The sequence below is a fragment of the Bryocella sp. genome (assembly GCF_058498515.1).
This window is the reverse complement of the sequence record NZ_JBMHYI010000030.1, coordinates 141,580-160,634: the sequence shown is the minus strand read 5'-3', so window position 1 is coordinate 160,634 and position 19,055 is coordinate 141,580. Positions and strand designations below refer to the sequence as shown.

10 protein-coding genes are annotated in these 19,055 nt (G+C 61.8%); 2 read left to right on the top strand and 8 right to left on the bottom strand.

Annotated features, from left to right (window positions below):
- Nucleotides 1–176: 176 nt before the first annotated feature.
- On the top strand, nt 177–2,450 hold the full coding sequence (locus AC5E6W_RS09255; protein ID WP_491751998.1) for a TIM-barrel domain-containing protein: 2,274 nt from the start codon (nt 177–179) through the stop codon (nt 2,448–2,450).
- A gap of 69 nt (nt 2,451–2,519) precedes the next feature.
- On the opposite strand, the gene AC5E6W_RS09250 is transcribed toward AC5E6W_RS09255, so the two are convergent.
- Together AC5E6W_RS09250 and AC5E6W_RS09245 are read right to left on the bottom strand one after the other, a co-directional pair.
- Nucleotides 2,520–4,904, bottom strand: coding sequence for a beta-L-arabinofuranosidase domain-containing protein (locus AC5E6W_RS09250; protein ID WP_491751997.1), 2,385 nt, complete (start codon nt 4,902–4,904; stop codon nt 2,520–2,522).
- A 128-nt stretch (nt 4,905–5,032) separates the two neighbouring features.
- Nucleotides 5,033–8,827, bottom strand: coding sequence for an outer membrane beta-barrel protein (locus AC5E6W_RS09245; protein WP_491751996.1), 3,795 nt, complete (start codon nt 8,825–8,827; stop codon nt 5,033–5,035).
- A 507-nt stretch (nt 8,828–9,334) separates the two neighbouring features.
- Here AC5E6W_RS09245 and AC5E6W_RS09240 point away from each other — a divergent pair.
- Nucleotides 9,335–12,250, top strand: coding sequence for a glycoside hydrolase family 127 protein (locus tag AC5E6W_RS09240; protein ID WP_491751995.1), 2,916 nt, complete (start codon nt 9,335–9,337; stop codon nt 12,248–12,250).
- A 69-nt stretch (nt 12,251–12,319) separates the two neighbouring features.
- Here AC5E6W_RS09240 and AC5E6W_RS09235 read toward each other — a convergent pair whose 3' ends face one another.
- Genes AC5E6W_RS09235 through AC5E6W_RS09210 form a run of 6 tightly spaced genes read right to left on the bottom strand, consistent with a single transcriptional unit; the run spans nt 12,320 to nt 18,526 of the window.
- Nucleotides 12,320–13,903: an aldehyde dehydrogenase (NADP(+)) gene (locus AC5E6W_RS09235; RefSeq protein ID WP_491751994.1), complete on the bottom strand. Its 1,584-nt coding sequence runs from the start codon at nt 13,901–13,903 to the stop codon at nt 12,320–12,322.
- Complete coding sequence (locus AC5E6W_RS09230) at nt 13,903–14,832, bottom strand: dihydrodipicolinate synthase family protein (RefSeq protein WP_491751993.1); 930 nt, start codon at nt 14,830–14,832, stop codon at nt 13,903–13,905. The genes AC5E6W_RS09235 and AC5E6W_RS09230 overlap by 1 nt, the downstream gene beginning before the upstream one ends.
- A 44-nt stretch (nt 14,833–14,876) precedes the next feature.
- The gene (locus AC5E6W_RS09225) at nt 14,877–16,232 is read right to left on the bottom strand and encodes an FAD-dependent oxidoreductase (protein ID WP_491751992.1); all 1,356 of its coding nucleotides are present in this window, start codon (nt 16,230–16,232) and stop codon (nt 14,877–14,879) included.
- Nucleotides 16,229–16,471: a (2Fe-2S)-binding protein gene (locus AC5E6W_RS09220; RefSeq protein WP_491751991.1), complete on the bottom strand. Its 243-nt coding sequence runs from the start codon at nt 16,469–16,471 to the stop codon at nt 16,229–16,231. Before AC5E6W_RS09220 ends, AC5E6W_RS09225 begins: the two co-directional genes overlap by 4 nt.
- Nucleotides 16,464–17,585 (bottom strand): NAD(P)/FAD-dependent oxidoreductase, encoded by a 1,122-nt coding sequence (locus AC5E6W_RS09215; protein WP_491751990.1) that lies wholly within the window; start codon nt 17,583–17,585, stop codon nt 16,464–16,466. Before AC5E6W_RS09215 ends, AC5E6W_RS09220 begins: the two co-directional genes overlap by 8 nt.
- On the bottom strand, nt 17,585–18,526 hold the full coding sequence (locus AC5E6W_RS09210) for a proline racemase family protein (protein WP_491751989.1): 942 nt from the start codon (nt 18,524–18,526) through the stop codon (nt 17,585–17,587). The genes AC5E6W_RS09215 and AC5E6W_RS09210 overlap by 1 nt, the downstream gene beginning before the upstream one ends.
- Between the last annotated feature and the right edge of the window lie 529 nt (nt 18,527–19,055).

Here is a 19,055-nt window from a genome sequence, read left to right as displayed (position 1 = left end):
ACGCGCAAGACCAGCGAAGGGAGCGGCCAGGTGGGTCGCTTTCGTATGGGATCTGCCGCGTGTTGGACCTTTATACACGTCTACGAGTTTGTATACAAATCGGTATTCGTATATCTTGATGCCACATTGCCATCTTCCCCGCGTAGCGCTCTCCGCGCCTGCACAAGGAGCTCCCAATGCCCTCGTCCTTCTCCTCCATGACCCGCCGTCAGATGCTGAAGGCCGCTGGGGCCTCTACGGCGGGTGCGCTGCTGACGCCCGGCTCCGCAGCCGCCGCCGAGCCAGGTCACTCCGCACCCTCCATGCCGAGCCACCCAACGGCCACCCAGCCCATTCGCGCCGCCGACGCAGGAATGCAGCTCACACTCACTCCGGTGACGCCCCACATGCTGCGCATCACCGTAGCCGCGGTCGCGGAAGATATCGATCTCTACTATGACGATGGCAGCCTCGTGGAGCGCGCCCCCGTCACGCCAAGGCACACGCAGCGTTCCGATCAGTCTGCGCAGCCTTATAGCGAAGACTGGGGCGAGTACAAGCTGAGTGTGGAGACCGGACCGTTGCGCCTCAGCGTCCAACACCGCGAGCGCGGCCCTGTGCAGACGCTGACGTTTCATCCGGAAAGCAACCAGGTCCTCTTCGAGTATGGCTCCGCTCCGGTCTATGGCCTTGGGCCTGGGACCCATCCCCTCGACCGTCGCGGAACCAAGGACATCATGCGCAATGGAGCCGGCGACGACCTCCGCATCTTCGGAGCGCGCAACCCGATTCCCTGGCTCATGGGCACGGGCTGGGGGCTGTACTTCCACCTGCCTACCGGCCAGCTCGATCTCAGAGGAGACAGCGGCATCTGGCATCCCAGCGATGGTGCGCGAGCGCAGGATATCTATCTCATCGTCGGGGATACTCCCACCGAACTCTTACGTCAGTATGCCGAGCTCACCGGCTATCCTCATCTTCCCGCTCGTTGGACATTCGGCTTCCAGCAGTCGCATCGCACGCTCGATAGCCGCGACCAGATACTCGCGGAAGCCCGCACTTTCCGCGAGAAGAAGCTTCCCTGCGACGCGATGATCTACCTCGGCACTGGCTTCTGCCCCTCTGGCTGGAACACCGGCCACGGTTCGTTCGTCTTCAATCGCGGCGTCTTCCCTGCCCCACAACAGGAGCTGCGCGAGTTCCATGAGCAGCACTTCAACGTGGTGCTGCACGTCGTCAACCCTCCCGAAACCCTGCATGGTCGCGTCTCTGACACAGGGACGGCCGCAACCGTCCCCGGCAACGCCGCCAATTACTGGATGCAACATGAACCCTTCGTGCATCTCGGTGTCGATGGCTGGTGGCCCGATGAAGGCGACGTGTTGCCGACACCCTCGCGCCTGGTCCGCAATCGCATGTATTGGGAGGGAGGCCGCAAGACTCGCCCCGATCGCAGACCCTTCGCTCTGCATCGCAACTGCTATGCGGGCATTCAGCGCTGGGGGTGGCTGTGGTCCGGCGATACCAACTCGACCTGGAAGACTCTCGAGACGCAGATCATGGAAGGCATCAACGCCGGGCTGAACGGCGTTCCGTACTGGGGCACAGACATCGGCGGCTTCGTACCCACGCGCGAGTTCACCGCGGAGCTCTTCGTGCGCTGGTTTCAATTCGGAGCCTTCTGCCCATCGTTCCGCTGCCATGGCCGCACCTGGCAACTGCGCCGCCCGTGGGGTTGGGACACCGGAAGCTATGGCCCCTCCGAGATGGGAGCGAACGCCGCCAACTTCCTGCCCAAGCCCGAAGACCTGCACAACGCCGCAGTCGAGCCCATCTGCCGCACCTTTCTCGAGACACGCTACCGCCTGCTTCCCTATCTCTACTCCTCTGCCTACGAGACGCACACCACCGGCATGCCCATCATTCGCAGCCTGGGGCTGGCGTTCCCCAGCGACGCCGAAGCCTGGGCAACCGTTGACGCCTTCCTCTTCGGGCCCTCGCTGCTGGCAGCACCGGTCTTTGAGCGCGGCGCGACCTCGCGCAAGCTCACCCTGCCCGCAGGCCAATGGTGGGACTTCTGGACCGGCAAGAGCCTCGAAGGTGGCCGCGTCGTCACACTCGACGCTCCACTTGAGTCCATGCCGCTCCTCGTCCGCGCAGGCGCTATCGTCCCCACCGGTCCCGTCAAGCAGTACGCCGACGAACCTTCCACCGAGCCGCTGACCATCACCGTCTATCCCGGAGCCGATGGCAGCTTCACGCTCTACGAGGACGACGGCCAGAGCTTCGCCTACGAGCATGGCGACTTCGCCGAAATCTCACTGCGTTGGAGCGATGCTACGAAGACGCTGTCGCTGCGCCACGCCAAGGGTTCACGCATACAGCCGAAGAGATTCCGCGTGAAACTTATTCGTGGTGAAGAGAAGATCGTCACGTTAGGAGCAGGCGCCGCATCGGTGACGCTGGCGTAGCTTGCGACTCGGTAATCGAGTGCCCCGGGTCCGGATTCTCGGACCCGGGCTTTTGTTGCCAGAGAGGCTCTAGCTCCCTGTCGTTCCTTCCGCCGGCTTCTGCGTAAACAGCCTCACGCCGAAGACCGGTCCCGCGGTCGACCGGCTGTGCGGGACAAAGCGCACCTTGATGCTCGTCTTGCCCTTGGTCAGCGCCTCGGGCACGGGATACTCCACGTCGAAGAACTTGCCCGGCTTATCGTTCTTCAACATCTGCGCGGACAGCAGCACGTTGTCCACGAGAATATCGAAGTTGTTGCCGCGCTCCTCGCCCCAGTACGTGGCCAGCAGCACCAGCGGGCCAGGCTTGGTCTGCATCGTGAACTCGAAGAAGCCGCCCGCGCGCGCGTCGCGGCCCTTGCGGCCGCGATAGGTCACCGGATAACTGATCTCGGAGACGAGGTTATGATCGCGCTCCGGCTGCATCTCGCCGAGATGCATCACGTCCACGGAACGAGCGGCGATATCGCGCTGATGCGCCTGCTCCGCCACGAACGCCGCCTCCTCCACCTTCCATTCGTCATCCGTGAAGCGCTTGAAGTACACCGCGCTGCGGCGTTCGTACTGACTGTAGAACGGCACGAACGTCAGGTCCGCTGGTCGCAGAATACCGTGAGTCTCATACGCCACACGCTCGGCCGCAGGCATCGCCGTGAAGCCCCCCAGCAGGTCCGATCCCACCATCGCCGGATCGGTGCTGTCCCACTCCTTGGACACCGGGCCGAGATCGGCCGACATCACCATCGGTCCCCGCAGAATAGCGATCGTCTTCGCATCCCCCGGCGTTGATTCGATGCGCAGCTCCAACGGCAATGTGATCGACACCACATCGCCCTGCTTCCAGCGGCGATCCACGACAGCATAGCCATTCGCCAGCGCCGGCGTCACGGCGCGGCCATTCACCGCGAGCACCGCCTTGCCCTTCGCCCAACCGGGAACCCGCAGTGCGATCGCAAAGCTCCCTGGCTTGTGCAGTTCGGTGAGTGTGAGCTTCGACTCCGGCTGCATCGGGTATCTCGTCTCGAGCTTCAGCTTCGCGCCGCGCGTAGCCCATGTCGCCTCGGCGGGAATATACAGGTTGACCAGCAGCGTGCCGTCACCCTCCCAGAAGATGGACTCGCCATGCTTGGAGTGGCTCTCCATGCCGCTGCCGACGCAGCACCAGAACGCATCATGCTTCGGGCTGGAGTAGCCTCGCCGCGATCCCGTCATCAGCGGCGTCATATACGTGAAGCCACCCGTCGCGGGATCCTGCGCGGCCATCACATGATTCAGGTGCGCACGCTCGTAGTAGTCGAAGTACGCGGCGTCCGGCTTCCAGCTATAGACATGCCGCGTAAGCTTCAGCATGTTGTAGGTGTTGCAGTGCTCGCAGGTCTGCTCCGTGATGTGAGCGGCAATCGTATCGGGCGCGGAGAAATACTCACGGTCCGCATTTCCTCCGATCACGTAGCTGTGATGTTCGGTCACCGCAGTCCAGAAGAACAGTGCTGCATTCCCAGGCTCGGGCTTGCCATTCAATTCGTGAATGCGAGCAAGACCAATCAGCTTCGGCACCTGCGTGTTGGCATGAAAGTTCGCCAACTTATCCTGACCGGCTTCCAGAGGGTCCAGCACCTTGCGGTCATAGATGCGCTGCGCTGCCACGAGCCAGCGTCCCTCTCCGGTGCGTGCGGATAGCTCGGCGAAGCTCTCATTCAGGCCGCCATATTCCGTGTTGAGCATCTGCTGCATCTGCTCATCGCTCAGCGCGGCAAAGACCTTCGAGAAATAGTCGGCGAGGCCGACATTGACTTTGATCGCGGTCGGATTGCCCCATGCAGCATCTACGTCCAGCAGGCCGGCCATCAGCTTATGCACGGTATAGAGCGGCGACCAGGAGCCGTTGAGGTCGAATCCGCCCGAGCGGATGTCACCCTTCATCACCTCGTGGAAGATCACCTCGCCATCTTCGATAACGCCGCCTTTCTGCTTGCGGCCAAGCGCACCGACATATCCCGTGCCACGCGCCTGCTGTGCTCGATCCAACTCTGCAACGATGTAGTCCCCACGTTCGCGGCAGGCCATATCTCCGGTCTGCTGATAGGTGTACGCCAGCGCGGAGAGATAATGCCCCAGCGTATGGCCCGCGATGGTATCGCTCTCCCACCCTCCGTAAATTTCTCCCTTCGGCGGGAGGCCGGCATACTTCATGAAGTTGTGCAGAAAGCGATCCGCGCTGAGGCTCAGCAGGTACTGCCGGTTCACATCGACAGCGGTCGCATAGTCGGAAGGCAGCAGCCTGACAGCCGATAGCGGCAGAGGCTTCGCCCTCCGCGGCAGAGTTACCGTTGCGGCGCGAGCCAGCGTTGGAGCGGCGCCAGCGGCAGCCAGCACGGCCGCTCCTTGTAGAAATTCGCGGCGATTACTATGCATCAGTGGATCCTCGTGCTGTGCGCGGGGGCCGGTTCGCTCCCGGTTCAACAGGACAAAGCTGATGCAGCGACGGTCGTCGCTGCATCAGCCAGGATAAGGTTGCATCCAAGGACAGCCTCTTTGTTGTCCTAGAACGTAATGTTGGCGCGCAGTTCGATCTGGCGAGCACTGTTCAGAATGCTCGATGTACCGAAGCTGGTGGACTGGATCGTACCCGAAGGTGTTCCCCAGGTCGGATGGTTCCAGACGTTGTTGAATACCGCCTGCACGTTCAGTGCAATGCCTTCCTTGATCGGGATCAGCTTCGACAGCTCCATACTTTGGTTGAACGCGTGCGGACCATAGAGCCAGACGATGCTGCCGATCGTACCCGGCGTCGTGTTCGGCGCAATCGTGGAGTAGTTCGCCGTTCCGCCCGCCGCTCCACCCGAGAACAGCGATGGGTTCAGGGCCAACGCCGTAGTATGGCTCGCCACATGATGGATACCCACCTGGCTCTGCAGGGCCTTGGCAGTGGTGCCGGTCAGCTGAACTCCACCATCGTATTGATTGAAGGTGTCATAGCCGCCTGTGAGAAGCCACGGAGAGCCCGTTTGATAAGTGATGACCGAACCCAGCGTGAATCCGCCGAAGACCTCATTCTCCAGTGTGTTGCTGTGGAGGAATGCCTTGTGATGGCCAAACGGAAGCTCATAGGTGCCGTAACCATGGATCACGTGACGCACATCGAACGACTGCGGCACATAGGCAAGGTGCAGGTTGCGCAGCGTGTAGAAGTTGTCGGCCGAAGCCAGATAGTCGTTGTTGTTGGTGCCGAAGCCCAGCGTCTTGCTGTACGTGTAGTTGAAGTCGCCCTGCAGACCATGCCATCCGCCTTCGCGGAGGTCCACCTGCAGACCGTTGTAATTGGAGTAACCCGCATCGGTCATGTAGTTCGTGTTCGATCCAGCGGCATAGGGATTTGCCTGGAAGAAGTTGATGGGATACCCCGCACCCCCGCCTGTGAACTTCGCGTTCACGCCACAGGGAGCGAAGGCCGAACCCACCAGGGCGCAGAAGTATGCCGGCGTCGACTGGCCGTTGCCGGCCAGCTGACGCGCGAAGGATCCGGCCGCTCCATGCTGCAGATAACCAATGAAGGTGGCATTGGTGTAGGCGCTCGGCGTGTTGGTGAATGCCGCGTCGATGATCGGCGTGTGGATACGGCCGGCATCGCTGAAGTTTGCGTTGCCGCTGGCCGCGTAATTCAACTGCGCATTCTTGAAGTCGGTAAGAAAGCCGTTTTCGAAGATGTTCACTTCGTTGTAGTTGAGCGAGGTCCAGTTGTGGATCGTGCGATTGCCGTTATAACGCACCTCCAGCACTGTGTTGCGCGCGAGTGTGCGCTGGATGCCAAGGTTCCACGACTCCGTGTACGGCATGCGGATGTTGGACTTGATGCCCCCTACTGGAACGCCGCTGTTGATGAACGTGAAGTTCGCCAGCGGAGCCGTCGTCGGAAAGGTTATAGGGTTGAAGGCATACGGCGGAAGCGCCTGGCCGTAGGTCAGCGCTCCAGGAGCAAACGTGCCTGTCGCTCCAGTGGTGTTCGCCGTGAGAGCGAACGTCTGGTAGTACAGCAACGCCTGGTCCGAGGCCGCATCCCAATAGAACTGGTAGGGCTGCGTAAAGTTACGCAGACCGAAGCCGGCGCGGATGGAACTGGCCCCATCGCCCCATACCTTACGCCAGAAGCCTCCAGCCGCCGGTCGAGGGCTCCAGTTGAGTGCCGCCTGCGGTTGCGGCGTCTTGTAGAAGCCATGGAACGGCCGTGGATTCAGCACGAATGCCGGGTTCTGGTTGCCAGCCAGCACGCCAGGAGCAAACAACTGGCCAACTGCGGTCGGACCGTAGATGCTGTCCAGCAGCGCATTATGGTACGCCGACTTCACATCATGCGGATCGACCACGAAGTCCCATCGCAAACCGTAATTGAATGTAAGGTCATGACGGAGCTTCCAGGAGTCCTGCGCCCAGATGCCGCTCGCCAGCGCGACCTCGTCCAGGTTGAAAGAGTGCCCCGCATAAGTCTGCTTCACCGGGTCATAGCCATTGCTTCCGCTAACGCTGGAGATACGGCCGGCAAGGATGGCATAGATCTGCCACGCCTCCGACTGAATCGTGCTACTGGCCGCCGTCGTCCCTGGCAATGTCCCATTCGTGCCGATCGTGAAAGCGTTCTGCGCTGGATCACCTGTAACCAGGCCCAGGTTAATGTTCGGGAAGCCCACCGGCGGGTTGTAGTAGTGGTCCTGCTCGCGATAGCCCTGGAAGCCGAAGTTCAGGTTGTGCGCCCCCTTCTCATACGTAATGCTGTCCGAGAGGCTGAAGACGGGATACTCATAGCCGCTGGGTAGTGTGTAGTTCACACCTGACATGCGGTTGGCGCTGTCGCCCGTCATGTTGAAGAAGACTGGCGGCGTCGTCAACCAATTCGGTGCCGCCGTGGAAGCGAACTGCTGATCGCTGTACATGAACCCAAACTTGAACTGATTGATCAGCTTCGTCGTGATGATGTAGTCGAGACCATAGTTGCCGTTGAAGTTGCGCGTAAAGTTGTTGCCATTTTGGCTGGCGAACGAGGAGCCCGGAAATGGCGGGGGATAGCTGCCTACCGGGTTGCTCTGGCTCATGATCCACGACAGGTACATACGGACCTTCTGGTTCATGTTGTAGTCCAACCGGGCCACTGGGTAGTACTGCGTCTGCGCACCCGGTTCGTTGAACAAGACCTCAACCAGATTCTTGTCGGTGTAAGGCGCGGTCGCCAACCCCTGCGACGCAGTCAGAGCGTTCTGAATCAAAGTATTGATCGCTGGGTCGATCGCGCTGGGCAGCGCGGGGCTGTACTTTGCCGCCAACTGGAAGAGGTTCACGGTCACCGGCCCGTTCGTCCCGGTGTAAGTGTAATTGCCGTTCACAACCGACGTGGGGAAGATATTGTTCGTCGTTGTTGCCGTTCCCGGCTGCTTGAACTCCGCGTAGGTGCCGAAGAAAAACAGCTTGTCCCTGAAGATGGGTCCGCCGATACTCACGCCAAAATCATGCTGGATGAGCTTGGTCTTGCGGTTACCCGCGACGTCGTTGACCCACGAATTCGCGTTCAGGCCATCGTTGCGGAAGTCGTAGTACGCGCGGCCATGAAACTGGTTGCTGCCGCGGCGCGAAACGTAGTTCAGCTGCATCGTCGCCGTGCCAAATCCGTTGCCGAGATTCAGACCATCGGTCACCACGCTGACCTGCTCGAAAGACTCGATCCGTGGAGAGATAGCGGTGGCGATCGTGCCCTGGTACTTGGTGCGGCCGTTGTTGCCAACAGCGCCGTCGATGTTTGTTCCTTCCGCCGGCTCGGGCAAACCGTTCCATGTGCCGTTGTAGCCCGCCGTCAACTGCGTCAGGCTGGAGATCGCTCTTCCGGAGATCGGAAGGTTCTCGATGTCGGTCGTGTTGATGACCGTGCCCACCTCGGTCGATGTGGTCTGCAGCAATGCATTGGCCTGAGAACTCACATTCACCGTCTCGGAGATGTCCCCCACGGGCAGAGCAACCGTCAACGTGGTGGTTGTGGAGCTGTCCACGAGCACGTTGCTGTAGATCTTCGTTTGATAGCCGTCATGCGTCACCGTGAGACGGTAGGTTCCGATGCTCAGGTTGACGAAGGTGTACAGGCCCTTGGAATCCGTGGCGGCATTCCGGGCGCTGTTGGACTGATTCTCGACAAGCTCGAGCTTGGCCCCAGGGATCATTGCCCCGGACGTGTCCTGAACTGTAACCGTGACAGTTCCCTGGTTGCCGGACTGGGCGAAGAGTCTCCCCGGCAAGATGAACATAAGCGCTGCGAGACAGAGCGTCAGGCGCATAGCGGGGGTACGTGTGAAAGTCATACAGCCTCCGTAGGAACAGCGAACACCAGCAAGGAAAGGGATCGCGGTCACGGCCTGAAGACCACGAATACGCCTGAGAGATCGTTTTCTCACTGATGTGTGTTACTTTGTATTCAACTGTGTATCCAATGTCAACGAAAGTTTGCAGTTTTTTTGCAAACTATTCGCGTGCACACGGATGTATCCATGGCTTCGTGAATCTGCCTTCCGGCTCCAGGCGCTCTTTCGCAGCGGCAACCCGCTCCCGGGAAGTCCTGCGGTTTTGCCCGCAATACCTACCCAAACGGGCCTCGGCAAGAATTTCTGGACAAGTCCACAGTTGATGCGTACATTGTCGTATACAAATTCACCGCTGGAAATCGTTTTCTCGTGGATCGAGGAACGCCGCCAGAGGTAAAGTTCTCGTGTCGGAGCGCTGGCCCTCCGGCCTCTTCCTCGTCGTCTAAAAAGGGAGATCGGGAGACTATGCCGCAGCCAGCCCGCGAATTAGCTGGAAAGGAATCGACGATGAAGCCCGTCCGTCCGTGGATCCATGAGACCTCGCAGATCGCAGCCCCCGCGGTAAACCGCAGACACTTCCTCGCCGGAGTCGCAGGCACGGCGCTGCTGACGGCAGTGGATCGCTCCAAGGCCCTGTCCGCAATGGCGGAGGACGGCGTCTCGGTAAATCTCGCAAAGGTAGCGACGCCCACAGCCTCCTACTCCTCGGGAGATACGAAGCTGCAGGCTCTCAACGACGGCTTCGACCCTGCCAGTTCGCGCGATCAGCACCACGGCGCATTCGGCGCCTGGCCACATACCGACCCGCAGTGGGTGCAGTATGAGTGGTCCCGCAAGATCACCACCAACCGCATCGAGGTCTACTGGTGGATCGATGGGCAGGGCGTCGGAAAGCCTGCCTCCTGCAAGCTGAGCTACTGGAACGGATCGGCCTTTGTGCCCGTCGCCAATGCGCAGGGCTTCGGCCTGGAAGCGAATGCATTCAACAGCACCAGCTTCGATCCCGTAACCACCGACAAACTTCGGCTCGAGATCGAGTCCGACGGCACGCACTCCATCGGCATACTCGAGTGGAAGGTCCTCAGCTCCGGCCCTGTGCCGCTCTTCCCTCCCATCGTGGAAGCCGGCATTGATCGCTCCGTTGTGCTCGGCGGTAAGTCCTATTTGTCCGGCAAAGCCGACTGGCTTGTAACTCCCGCGGTGCAACGCGTGCGCTGGTCGAAGGCGTCGGGCCCAGGTGCTGTGGTCTTCGCCGAGGCAACTTCGCCTGAGACCACTGCGGTCTTCTCCGTCCCAGGCGAGTATGTGCTCGAACTGACGGCCTTCGGCCAGAACGAAAACAAAACCTCGAGATTGGTCGTGCAGGCCGAGCACGCTCCGCCCAGGCAGCGTCTCGACGTCGTCTACACCACGCGCTACTCCATCGACAATCCCATGTGGAATGAGCGCGCGAAGACCCTGATCGTCAACTGGATTCCTCACTGCATCGATATGTGCGAGCGCACCGATCTGACCCAGGGCCAGGGTGGCCTCGATAACTTCATCGAAGCCGCCAAAGCGCTGCGTGGCGAGTCGCACGCGAAACACAAAGGCTATGTCTTCTCCAATGCCTGGGTGCACCAGACGGTCGAAGCGATGTGCATCGCGCTCATGGTGGACCCGCAGGGCGACGCCGACATCATCGCATCGCAGGAGCACATGAGGGCTACGCTCGAACGCTGGATCCCTATCGTGCTCGCCGCGCAGGAGCCCGATGGCTACATGCAGACGGCCTACACGCTCGCCGACCGCAAGGTATGGCCGGAGCACTGGATGCCCGAACATCGCGGCAACCACGAAGGCTATACCGCCGGTTACTTCATCGAGTCGGCCATCAACCACTACACGCTGACCAATGGTCAGGATCTGCGCCTCTACAACGCGGCGAAGAAGCTCGCCGACTGCTGGTCATCCAACATCGGCGTCGGGAAGAAAGAGTGGTTCGACGGCCACCAGGAGATGGAGCAGGCCCTGGTGCGCTTCGGTCGCTTCGTCAACGACCAGGAGGGCCATGGCCGCGGTGATCGCTACATCGTGCTAGCCAAGTTCCTGCTCGACTCCCGCCGCGGTGGCCAGGAGTACGACCAGAGCCATCTGCCTCCGGGCCGCCAGTATGAAGCGGTGGGCCACGCCGTGCGCGCGGTGTACTTCTACTCCGGCATGGCCGACGTCGCCGCCGAGACTGGCGACCAGGATTACCAGAGCGCCGTGTTGTCCCTCTGGGACAACATGGTGAACAAGAAGTTCTACATCACCGGCGGCATCGGCAGCGGAGAAACCTCGGAGGGCTTCGGCCCCAACTACTCGCTGCGCAACGAAGCCTACTGCGAGTCCTGCTCGAGCTGCGGCCTCATCTTCTTTCAGTACAAGATGAACCTCGCCTACCACGACGCTCGCTACGCCGATCTCTACGAGCAGACCATGTACAACGCTCTCTTCGGAGCCGTGGACATGGAAGGCAGGAACTTCTGCTACACCAATCCGCTCGTGAATACGCAGCGCACACCGTGGCACGTGTGCCCGTGCTGCGTCAGCAACATCTCGCGCACGTTGCTGATGGTCCCCACCTGGAGTTACACCAAGGGTCCCGATGCGCTCCACGTGAACCTCTACATCGGAGGCCGCGTCAACGTAGGCAAGGTTGCCGGTACGGATGTCCAGATGGTGCAGAAGACCGAATACCCTTGGAAGGGTGCTGTCGCGATCACCGTAAACCCAGATGAGGCGAACACCTTCAGCATCTATGTGCGCGTCCCCAACCGCTCGACCTCGAAGCTGTACACCGCAACACCCTCCATCAGCGGGCTGAAGACGCTTGCGGTCAACGGCAAGTCCGTAACCCCGCACATCATCAAGGGCTACGCCGTCATCACACGCCGCTGGGAGAAAGGTGACACCATCGAACTTGAGATGCCGATGGAGATACAGCGTCTCAAGGCCGATCCTCGCATCCACGCGGACGCGAACCTGATTGCACTGCAGTATGGCCCGCTGATTTACAACGTGGAGACTGCCGACCAGCACAACCTCGATCTGGCCTTGAGCGACGAGCCCCTGAAGCCGGAGTGGCGTCCTGAGCTGCTCGGAGGCGTCATGACGATCAGCGGCAAGTGGGCGGACGGCTCGCCGATGCTCGCGATTCCCAACTACGCCCGCATGAATCGCATAGCCCATGATCGTCCCGAGATTGCCGGGGGCGATGCCTCGGTGAACTATGCTCCAGGTGCGACCACGACCGCAGCGATCAACAATAAGCCCGCAACGGCAAACAGTGCTGCAGCGTTCCAGGGCTCAACCGTCCCAGGAACTCCAGCCACAGCGCCGCGACGGGCGCGTGGTCCACGCAAGGTGGACTCCAAAGTCTGGATGCAGTCGCGAGCGTAACGCGGCTATCGGCCCAAACAGAAGAGCCACGCCCCAAGGCGTGGCTCTTGCCGTTGCAACGATGCTCGTTCAGTCCTTCGCTGGCAGTTGCAGCTTGCCATTCACCAGCTGCGGCACCTTCAGCGGATTGGTATCCTGCAGCTCGGGCGGAAGCGCAAACTGCGGCAGCCCCTGATACGCAACCGGCCGCGCGAAGCGCAGGATTGCAAGGCTACCGACCGAGGTCGAGCGTCCATCCGAGGTAGCAGGATACGGCCCTCCATGCACCATCGCGTGGTTCACCTCAACGCCCGTCGGGAAAGCGTTCACGATCACTCGCCCCACCTTGGTCTCGAGAATCCGCAGCAGCTCCGCGTTCTCCTCCAGGTCCTTCTCGGTGGCGAGCAGCGTAGCCGTCAGGTGCCCTTCGAGCTCGCGCGCCGCCTTCAGCATCTGCTCGCGGGAATCGCAGTGAACGAGCAGCGTCGTCGGCCCAAAGACTTCCTCCGACAGGTGAGGATCGGCGAGAAAGTCCGCACCATCGACCTCCAACAGCGTCGCCTGCGCGGAGAAGCCCTCGCCGGCCGCCGCACCCGTCGTTGCTGTCAGTGAGCTGCGTTGCTCCACTTGCTTGCGGAAGACGGACGCGATGCCCTCGGTAAGAAGAGAGAACGAGCCGCCGCCTGACACGTTCTTGCGCAGAGTCTCTGTGAAGTCCGCGGCCGGAGCCTTCTCCGCGAAGACCATGCCCGGCTTCGTGCAGAACTGTCCGCCACCCAGCGTGAACGAGGCAAACAGTCCCGTAGCCAGTGCTTCCCCACGCTCGGCGAGGGCTCCCGGCAGAACGAACACAGGATTCGTGCTGCCCATCTCCGCGTATACCGGGATGGGTTCCTTACGCTGCCCCGCGAGGTCCATCAGTGCACGGCCGCCACGGAATGAGCCTGTGAAGCCCACCGCCTTGACGCCCGGATGCTGCACCAGCGCCGCTCCGATCTCGTGTCCACCATCGAAGAGCAGCGAGAAGGTGCCAGCCGGAAAACCCACATCCTGCGCAGCCTTGGCGACGATCTGCCCAACAAGCTCACCCGTGCCGGGATGCGCGGGGTGCGCCTTCACGATGACAGGATTTCCCGCGGCCAGTGCCGATGCCGTGTCACCACCAGCCACAGAAAAAGCCAGCGGAAAATTGCTCGCACCGAAGACCACCACCGGCCCCAGCGGACGAAGCATCGAGCGAACATCAGGCTTCGGTGGCGTGCGGTGAGGATCCGCCGTATCGATGCGCGCGTTCAACCATCCACCATCCTCCACCACCGTGGCGAAGAGCCGAAGCTGTCCGCTGGTGCGGCCCACCTCGCCTGTCAGACGAGGACGCGGCAGCGCCGTCTCCAGCATTGCGCGTTGAATGAGGTTCTCGGCCGCCGCATCGATGCCATCCGCGATGGCGCGAAGCAGGCGAGCGCGATCCGCTCCTGAGGTCGTCGCCAGGAACACCGCGGCATCTTCGGCGGCTTTCACCGCCCGCTCCACATCCGCGGCAGAGGCTGAGACATAAGCCGGTTCGAGCGCGCTGCCATCAACGGGGTTGTAGCCAAAGAAGCTGGTGTTCCCACTCGGGGGAGCGGGAACACCGGCAACCAACGAAAGACCTTCGAGCAGGTCCTGAGCCATTACGCCTCCTGCAGCGCGTTCAATGCCGTCGACTTCACGGCGGGATGGTTGGCAAGCGCCTTCTTCAACACCGCCTGCGCCTCGGCCAGCTCCGCGCCTGTGATCTCCAGCCGCGGAGCACGTACGGTTGCCGTGCCGGTGCCCGTCTCACCCTGCACCCATTTGATGAGCTGCACGAACTTAGGAACAGTATCCATGCGCAGCAGCGGAAGGAACCACTGGTAGAGCGCGTAGGCTTCCTTGCGCTTGCCCGCAAGCGCAAGCTCGAACAGCTCCACGGACTCGCGTGGGAAGGCATTCACCAGGCCGGCGACCCATCCGGTCGCACCCGCGTCCACCGCCTCCACCAGCACATCGTCCACACCGACGAAGATCTTCAGGCGCTCGCCCAGGAGCTCTCGTACCGCCATCACGCGTCGCACATCCGCGCTGGATTCCTTCACCGCCTTCAGATTCTCGTGCTCCTGCGCCAGCTCCGCAATCTGGTGCGCCAGGAAGTCGGTCTTATAGGCGATGGGATTGTTGTAGAGCATGCAGGGTAGCTTGGTCGCGGCAATCACCGTCGACACGTGCTGTTTCATCTCGCGCCAGTCCGAGGTATACACATACGGAGGCAACACCATCAGGCCGCTGCAACCGGCCTCTTCGGCCTCCTTGGCCAGCGCCACGGCATTGCGCGTGGAGAGCGCCGAGATCGACGCAACCACCGGGGTGCCCTTGGCCTGGGAAGCCTTCACGGCCGTCTTGAGCACCGCAACCTTCTCGGCGTGCTCGAGCGTCGCACCTTCGCCCAGTGAACCCAGCATCACCAGGCCGAGGCAACCGTTCTCCAGCAGCCAGGCCGCGTGGTGGGCAAGAAACGCATGGTCCACGGCAAGGTCCGCGGTAAAGGGGGTAGTCATCGCAGGCATTACGCCAAACCAGTTCATCGAGAGGTCTCCTGTGCAACAGATATAGGGATTACGTAGAGCAATTACGTTTTGTTGGAAGCTTGGGAACCCATCGCCGCGATGGGAACGGGGTACAACGGGGCACGCACCGAGACATTGCGCCAGCCAAAGAGTGTCTCGACAGCAGGACCGCAGATGCGCCCCTGGCACGGTCCCATACCGCAACGCGTCTGCAGCTTGGCATCGGTCCAGCTGCTGTTGGGCGCGGCCTGCGCTGCGAGGTCGGCATAACGAACATCCTCGCAACGGCAGACGATCGTCTCCGGCGCGGCGAGCCTCCGAAGCTCATCGCGCAGCGCGAAGGCACGGCTCATCGCAAGGCCGAAGGCAACCTCGGCGTCACGATGTGGATGAAGGCGCACCGCAGCGGAAGCCTTGCCCGAGGCCACCAGTCCCGCGATCTCTCCCTGCACCAGCGCTGCATCGACACCGGCAATCCCCGTCGGCTCGCCCGCGCAGTAAACGCCGGGTACTGTCGTCTGCTGGTTCGCGTCGACCACGACACCGCTCTCCGCAACACGGCAGCCAAGCAACAAAGCCAGCTCTGTATTCGGCACTAGGTGAAACCCGCACGCAAGCAGGTCGCAGGACTCCGTCCACTCCTTCTTGCCATCGGTCAGGCGCACCGCAGTCAGCGAACTCGAGCCTTCCGCTGTAACCGGCCAGCAGCCGGCGCGATAGGCAGCGCCGGCGATCTGCCCGCGAAGTTCGATACCCTGCAGAATCTTTCCGGGCCGCTTCAGCAGCGACGCAGCAAACGGCGCAAGGGTCCGCATAGAAGCCTGCTCCGCCACACTTACAATCTCAGCTCCCTCGTGGCGAAGATGCGCCGCCACCGCAAGCAGCAAGGGTCCCGTGCCCGCGACAACCACTCGCTTACCCCGCACGTCGAAGCCGCCGCGAACCAATGCCTGCAATCCGCCCGCGCCAAAGACTCCCGGAAGCGTCCAGCCTGGGAACGGAAGGAATCTCTCGCGAGCTCCCGTAGCAAGGATGAGCTTGTCGAAACCAAAGCTCTCGAGCTGATTCGCCACCGCATTCCATGCCTGCAGCAGCCCGCCCTTGGGTGCGCCCGAGACCGATGCCTCCACAACCTGCCGGCCGCCGAACAACTCCACTCCCGACTCGGCAAAGGCCTTCGCAACACGGTCACGGACGCGGTCCTTATGCGATGCGCCGAGGCCTTCACGCCAGATCTGTCCGCCCGCCCGAGGATTGTCATCAAGCACAGCGACGCTGCGACCTGCGCGGGCTGCGGACGTCGCAGCGGCAAGCCCCGCAGGACCCGCGCCCACAACGAGAACCTCGAAAGGACGCTGACCCGTCGCCACGGAACTCATCGGCGCCGGGCTATGGATGGCTTTAGCCTCTCCGCTCATGGCTGGGTCTCCACGGTCATCCCGTCGCGGCAGAGGATCTGGCATGTGCGTTGTTGCTGGATGCCATCGACCACAGCGCGGCACTCGAAGCAGATCCCCATGCCACACAACGCTGTCCGAGGCTCGGAGCTGACGGAGCGACGGCACAGCATCCCAGCATTCAGCAGTGCAGCCGCCACCGTCGAGCCCCGTGGCAGCCGAACGCGCTCGCCGTTGAGCTGAATCATCACGTCAGGCATAGAGCGCCTCCGTGGCGGTCGCGCGGCTGGGAAGGAAGGCCGTCGGATCCAGCGGGACCGGCGCTCCAGTCAGGTGATGCAGCACAAGCTTCGCCGCTCCGGGAGCATTCGTAATCCCGAGGCCCTCGAAGCCCATCGCCACCAGGACCGTCCTGTCCGGCGTCGGCCCAACGTACGGCAGCTTGTCTGGCGTCGCCGCGCGAAACCCCGTCCAAACACGAATCGCCGAGAGCGAACCCAATGCCGGCAGATACTCCATCGCACGATCCAGCATGCGCTTCACCATCTGTGGCTCGGAGCTTCCGTCCACTGCTCCGAACTGGCGCGAAGAGCCCAGCAGAATCTGCCCCGTCTTACGCGGCTGCGCATTGAACGCCACCGAATCCGTCGTGATCGAGTGCGCACTCTTCAGGTAGCCAAGCTCCACCAGTTGGTGCCGCACGAATCCCGGGTAGCGGTCGGTAATCACGAGATGTCCCTTCCGCGGCTGGATCGTGAGCCACGGGCAGAACGTCGTATCCGTTCCCGTCGCGACGACGATATGCCCGGCCTTTAGCCGCGTTCCGTCCTCCAGCACCACCTCACCGGCAGCAGCATGCAACGGCCTCCGGCCTCGCAGCAGACGGGCGCCCTTGCTGATCGCCCGTTGCAGAAAGAACGCCGCGGCGCTGGGGGGATAGATCACCCCATCGTGAGGTACCAGCAGCGCGCCCGCCATGCCCGGGCGAAGATTCGGCTCGGCCTCGCGCAGGGCATGCTCGTCCAACACCTCCGACGCCACACCGCAACCACGATACGTAGCGCGTTTCGCAAAGACCTCGTCCATCTCTTCGGCATCAGCAGCGACCCATAGCGTGCCGCACTCCTCGTACTCCACACCCGCAGGCAAGGCGTCGCGCATCTCGCGCCACAGCTCCCGCGAGTAGCGGGAGAGCGCAAGCTGCGCCGGAGAGTCGTCCATCACAACGAGGTGGCCCATGCCGGACGCACTCGCTCCGCCGCCGGGCACTCCAGGTTCGACAACCCCGACGCGCAGGCCGGCAGAGGCAAGCTCATGCGCGCATGCTGCCCCGACGATGCCTGCCCCAAGGATCAGTACGTCAAACGTTTCCATCAGAACTCAATGCCACCTGCGAACGGATCGTCCTCATCGAAGATCAGCCATGACTCTCCGGTAATCCAGGCACGGCCGCTGATTGTCGGCAGCACGCAGTCTCCGTGCGCCTCTACCGAGCCGGTAAAGTGTGTTCCAAGGAAGCCCTCCTGGCGCCACGGCTCTCCCGGACCCAGCTTACCGTCAGCATAGAGGCAAGCCATCTTCGCGCTCGTTCCCGTGCCGCACGGCGATCGGTCAAAAGATGCACCCGGGCACAGAACGAAGCTTCGGCTGGAGTTCTCCGCATGCTCAGGGGGGCCGAAGAGCTCGATATGGTCAATATAGCCGCCATCTTTGCCCGTCACTCCCTGCTCGACCAGCGCCGCACGAATCGCTTGCGTCGCTGCAGTCAACTCGGCCCGACGGCTCATCTTCAGCTCGAACGGGTGTTCGCCGATGAGGAAGAACCAATTTCCCGCCCATGCGATATCACCCTTCAACGTCCCAATTCCAGGAACCTCCACAGGGACCGCGAAGCGGTATCGATAACTCAGCACATTGCGTACGGAGACTCTGCCATCGGGATGCAGTTCCGTCTCCACTTCGCCCACGGGAGTTTCGATCAGGTGCTTGCCGGGCTGGATTCTCCCCAGATGCGCTAAGGTGCGCACGGTCCCGATGGTGCCGTGCCCGCACATGCCCAGATAGCCCACATCATTGAAGTAGATGACTCCTGTTACGCACGCCGGATTCACCGGCTCGCAGAGCAGCGCGCCCACCACAACCTCGGATCCCCGAGGCTCGCACGTAACTCCGGCGCGGAACGAATCATATCGGCTGCGAAAAACCTCAACACGTTCCGCTAACGGTCCTGCCCCGAGATCCGGCCCGCCTTCAACCACCACACGCGTCGGCTCTCCCTCCGTGTGCGAATCAAGCACACGCACACGCCTGCTCATCTGCCAGGAAACCATGACTGTGATTGTAGACTATTTTGCATACAAACTATGCCACAAGCTCACTTTTTAATCTCTGCGCAAACGTCAAAGAGGCCATCCCCACGACTCGTCTTCCCGCCCGAGAACGAGCTGTAACTCCCGGAAAGCAGTTGAAGGGTGCTCCCGAACCAGAACCGAGTCAGACGGCCAACCCGCTCACGCGCAGGCGGAGAATACGAGGCCTCAGAAGGCGCTGCTCGGCCGGTGCGCTCTGCGACGCGGTCGGTGAGAACAACATCCTTAACGCAGGGGAGAAACTTCAGTTTCCCTGAGCGTGCTCCGTTACCAAACATATCGGATACATGGTTTCCAGCCAAGCGCGACGGCGGACCTTGGACCAACATTTGCGCTTCTTACCGAGTTATCAGAAAAAGGATATCTCAGTAGCGGACCTGTGCCGTAAGTAGGAAATCTCCCGTCCCGCGGTGCGACGCTGCTCATCTCGCCTTTGGCGACGGTAAGTCCCCCGCTGGATCTTAAACGAATGCCC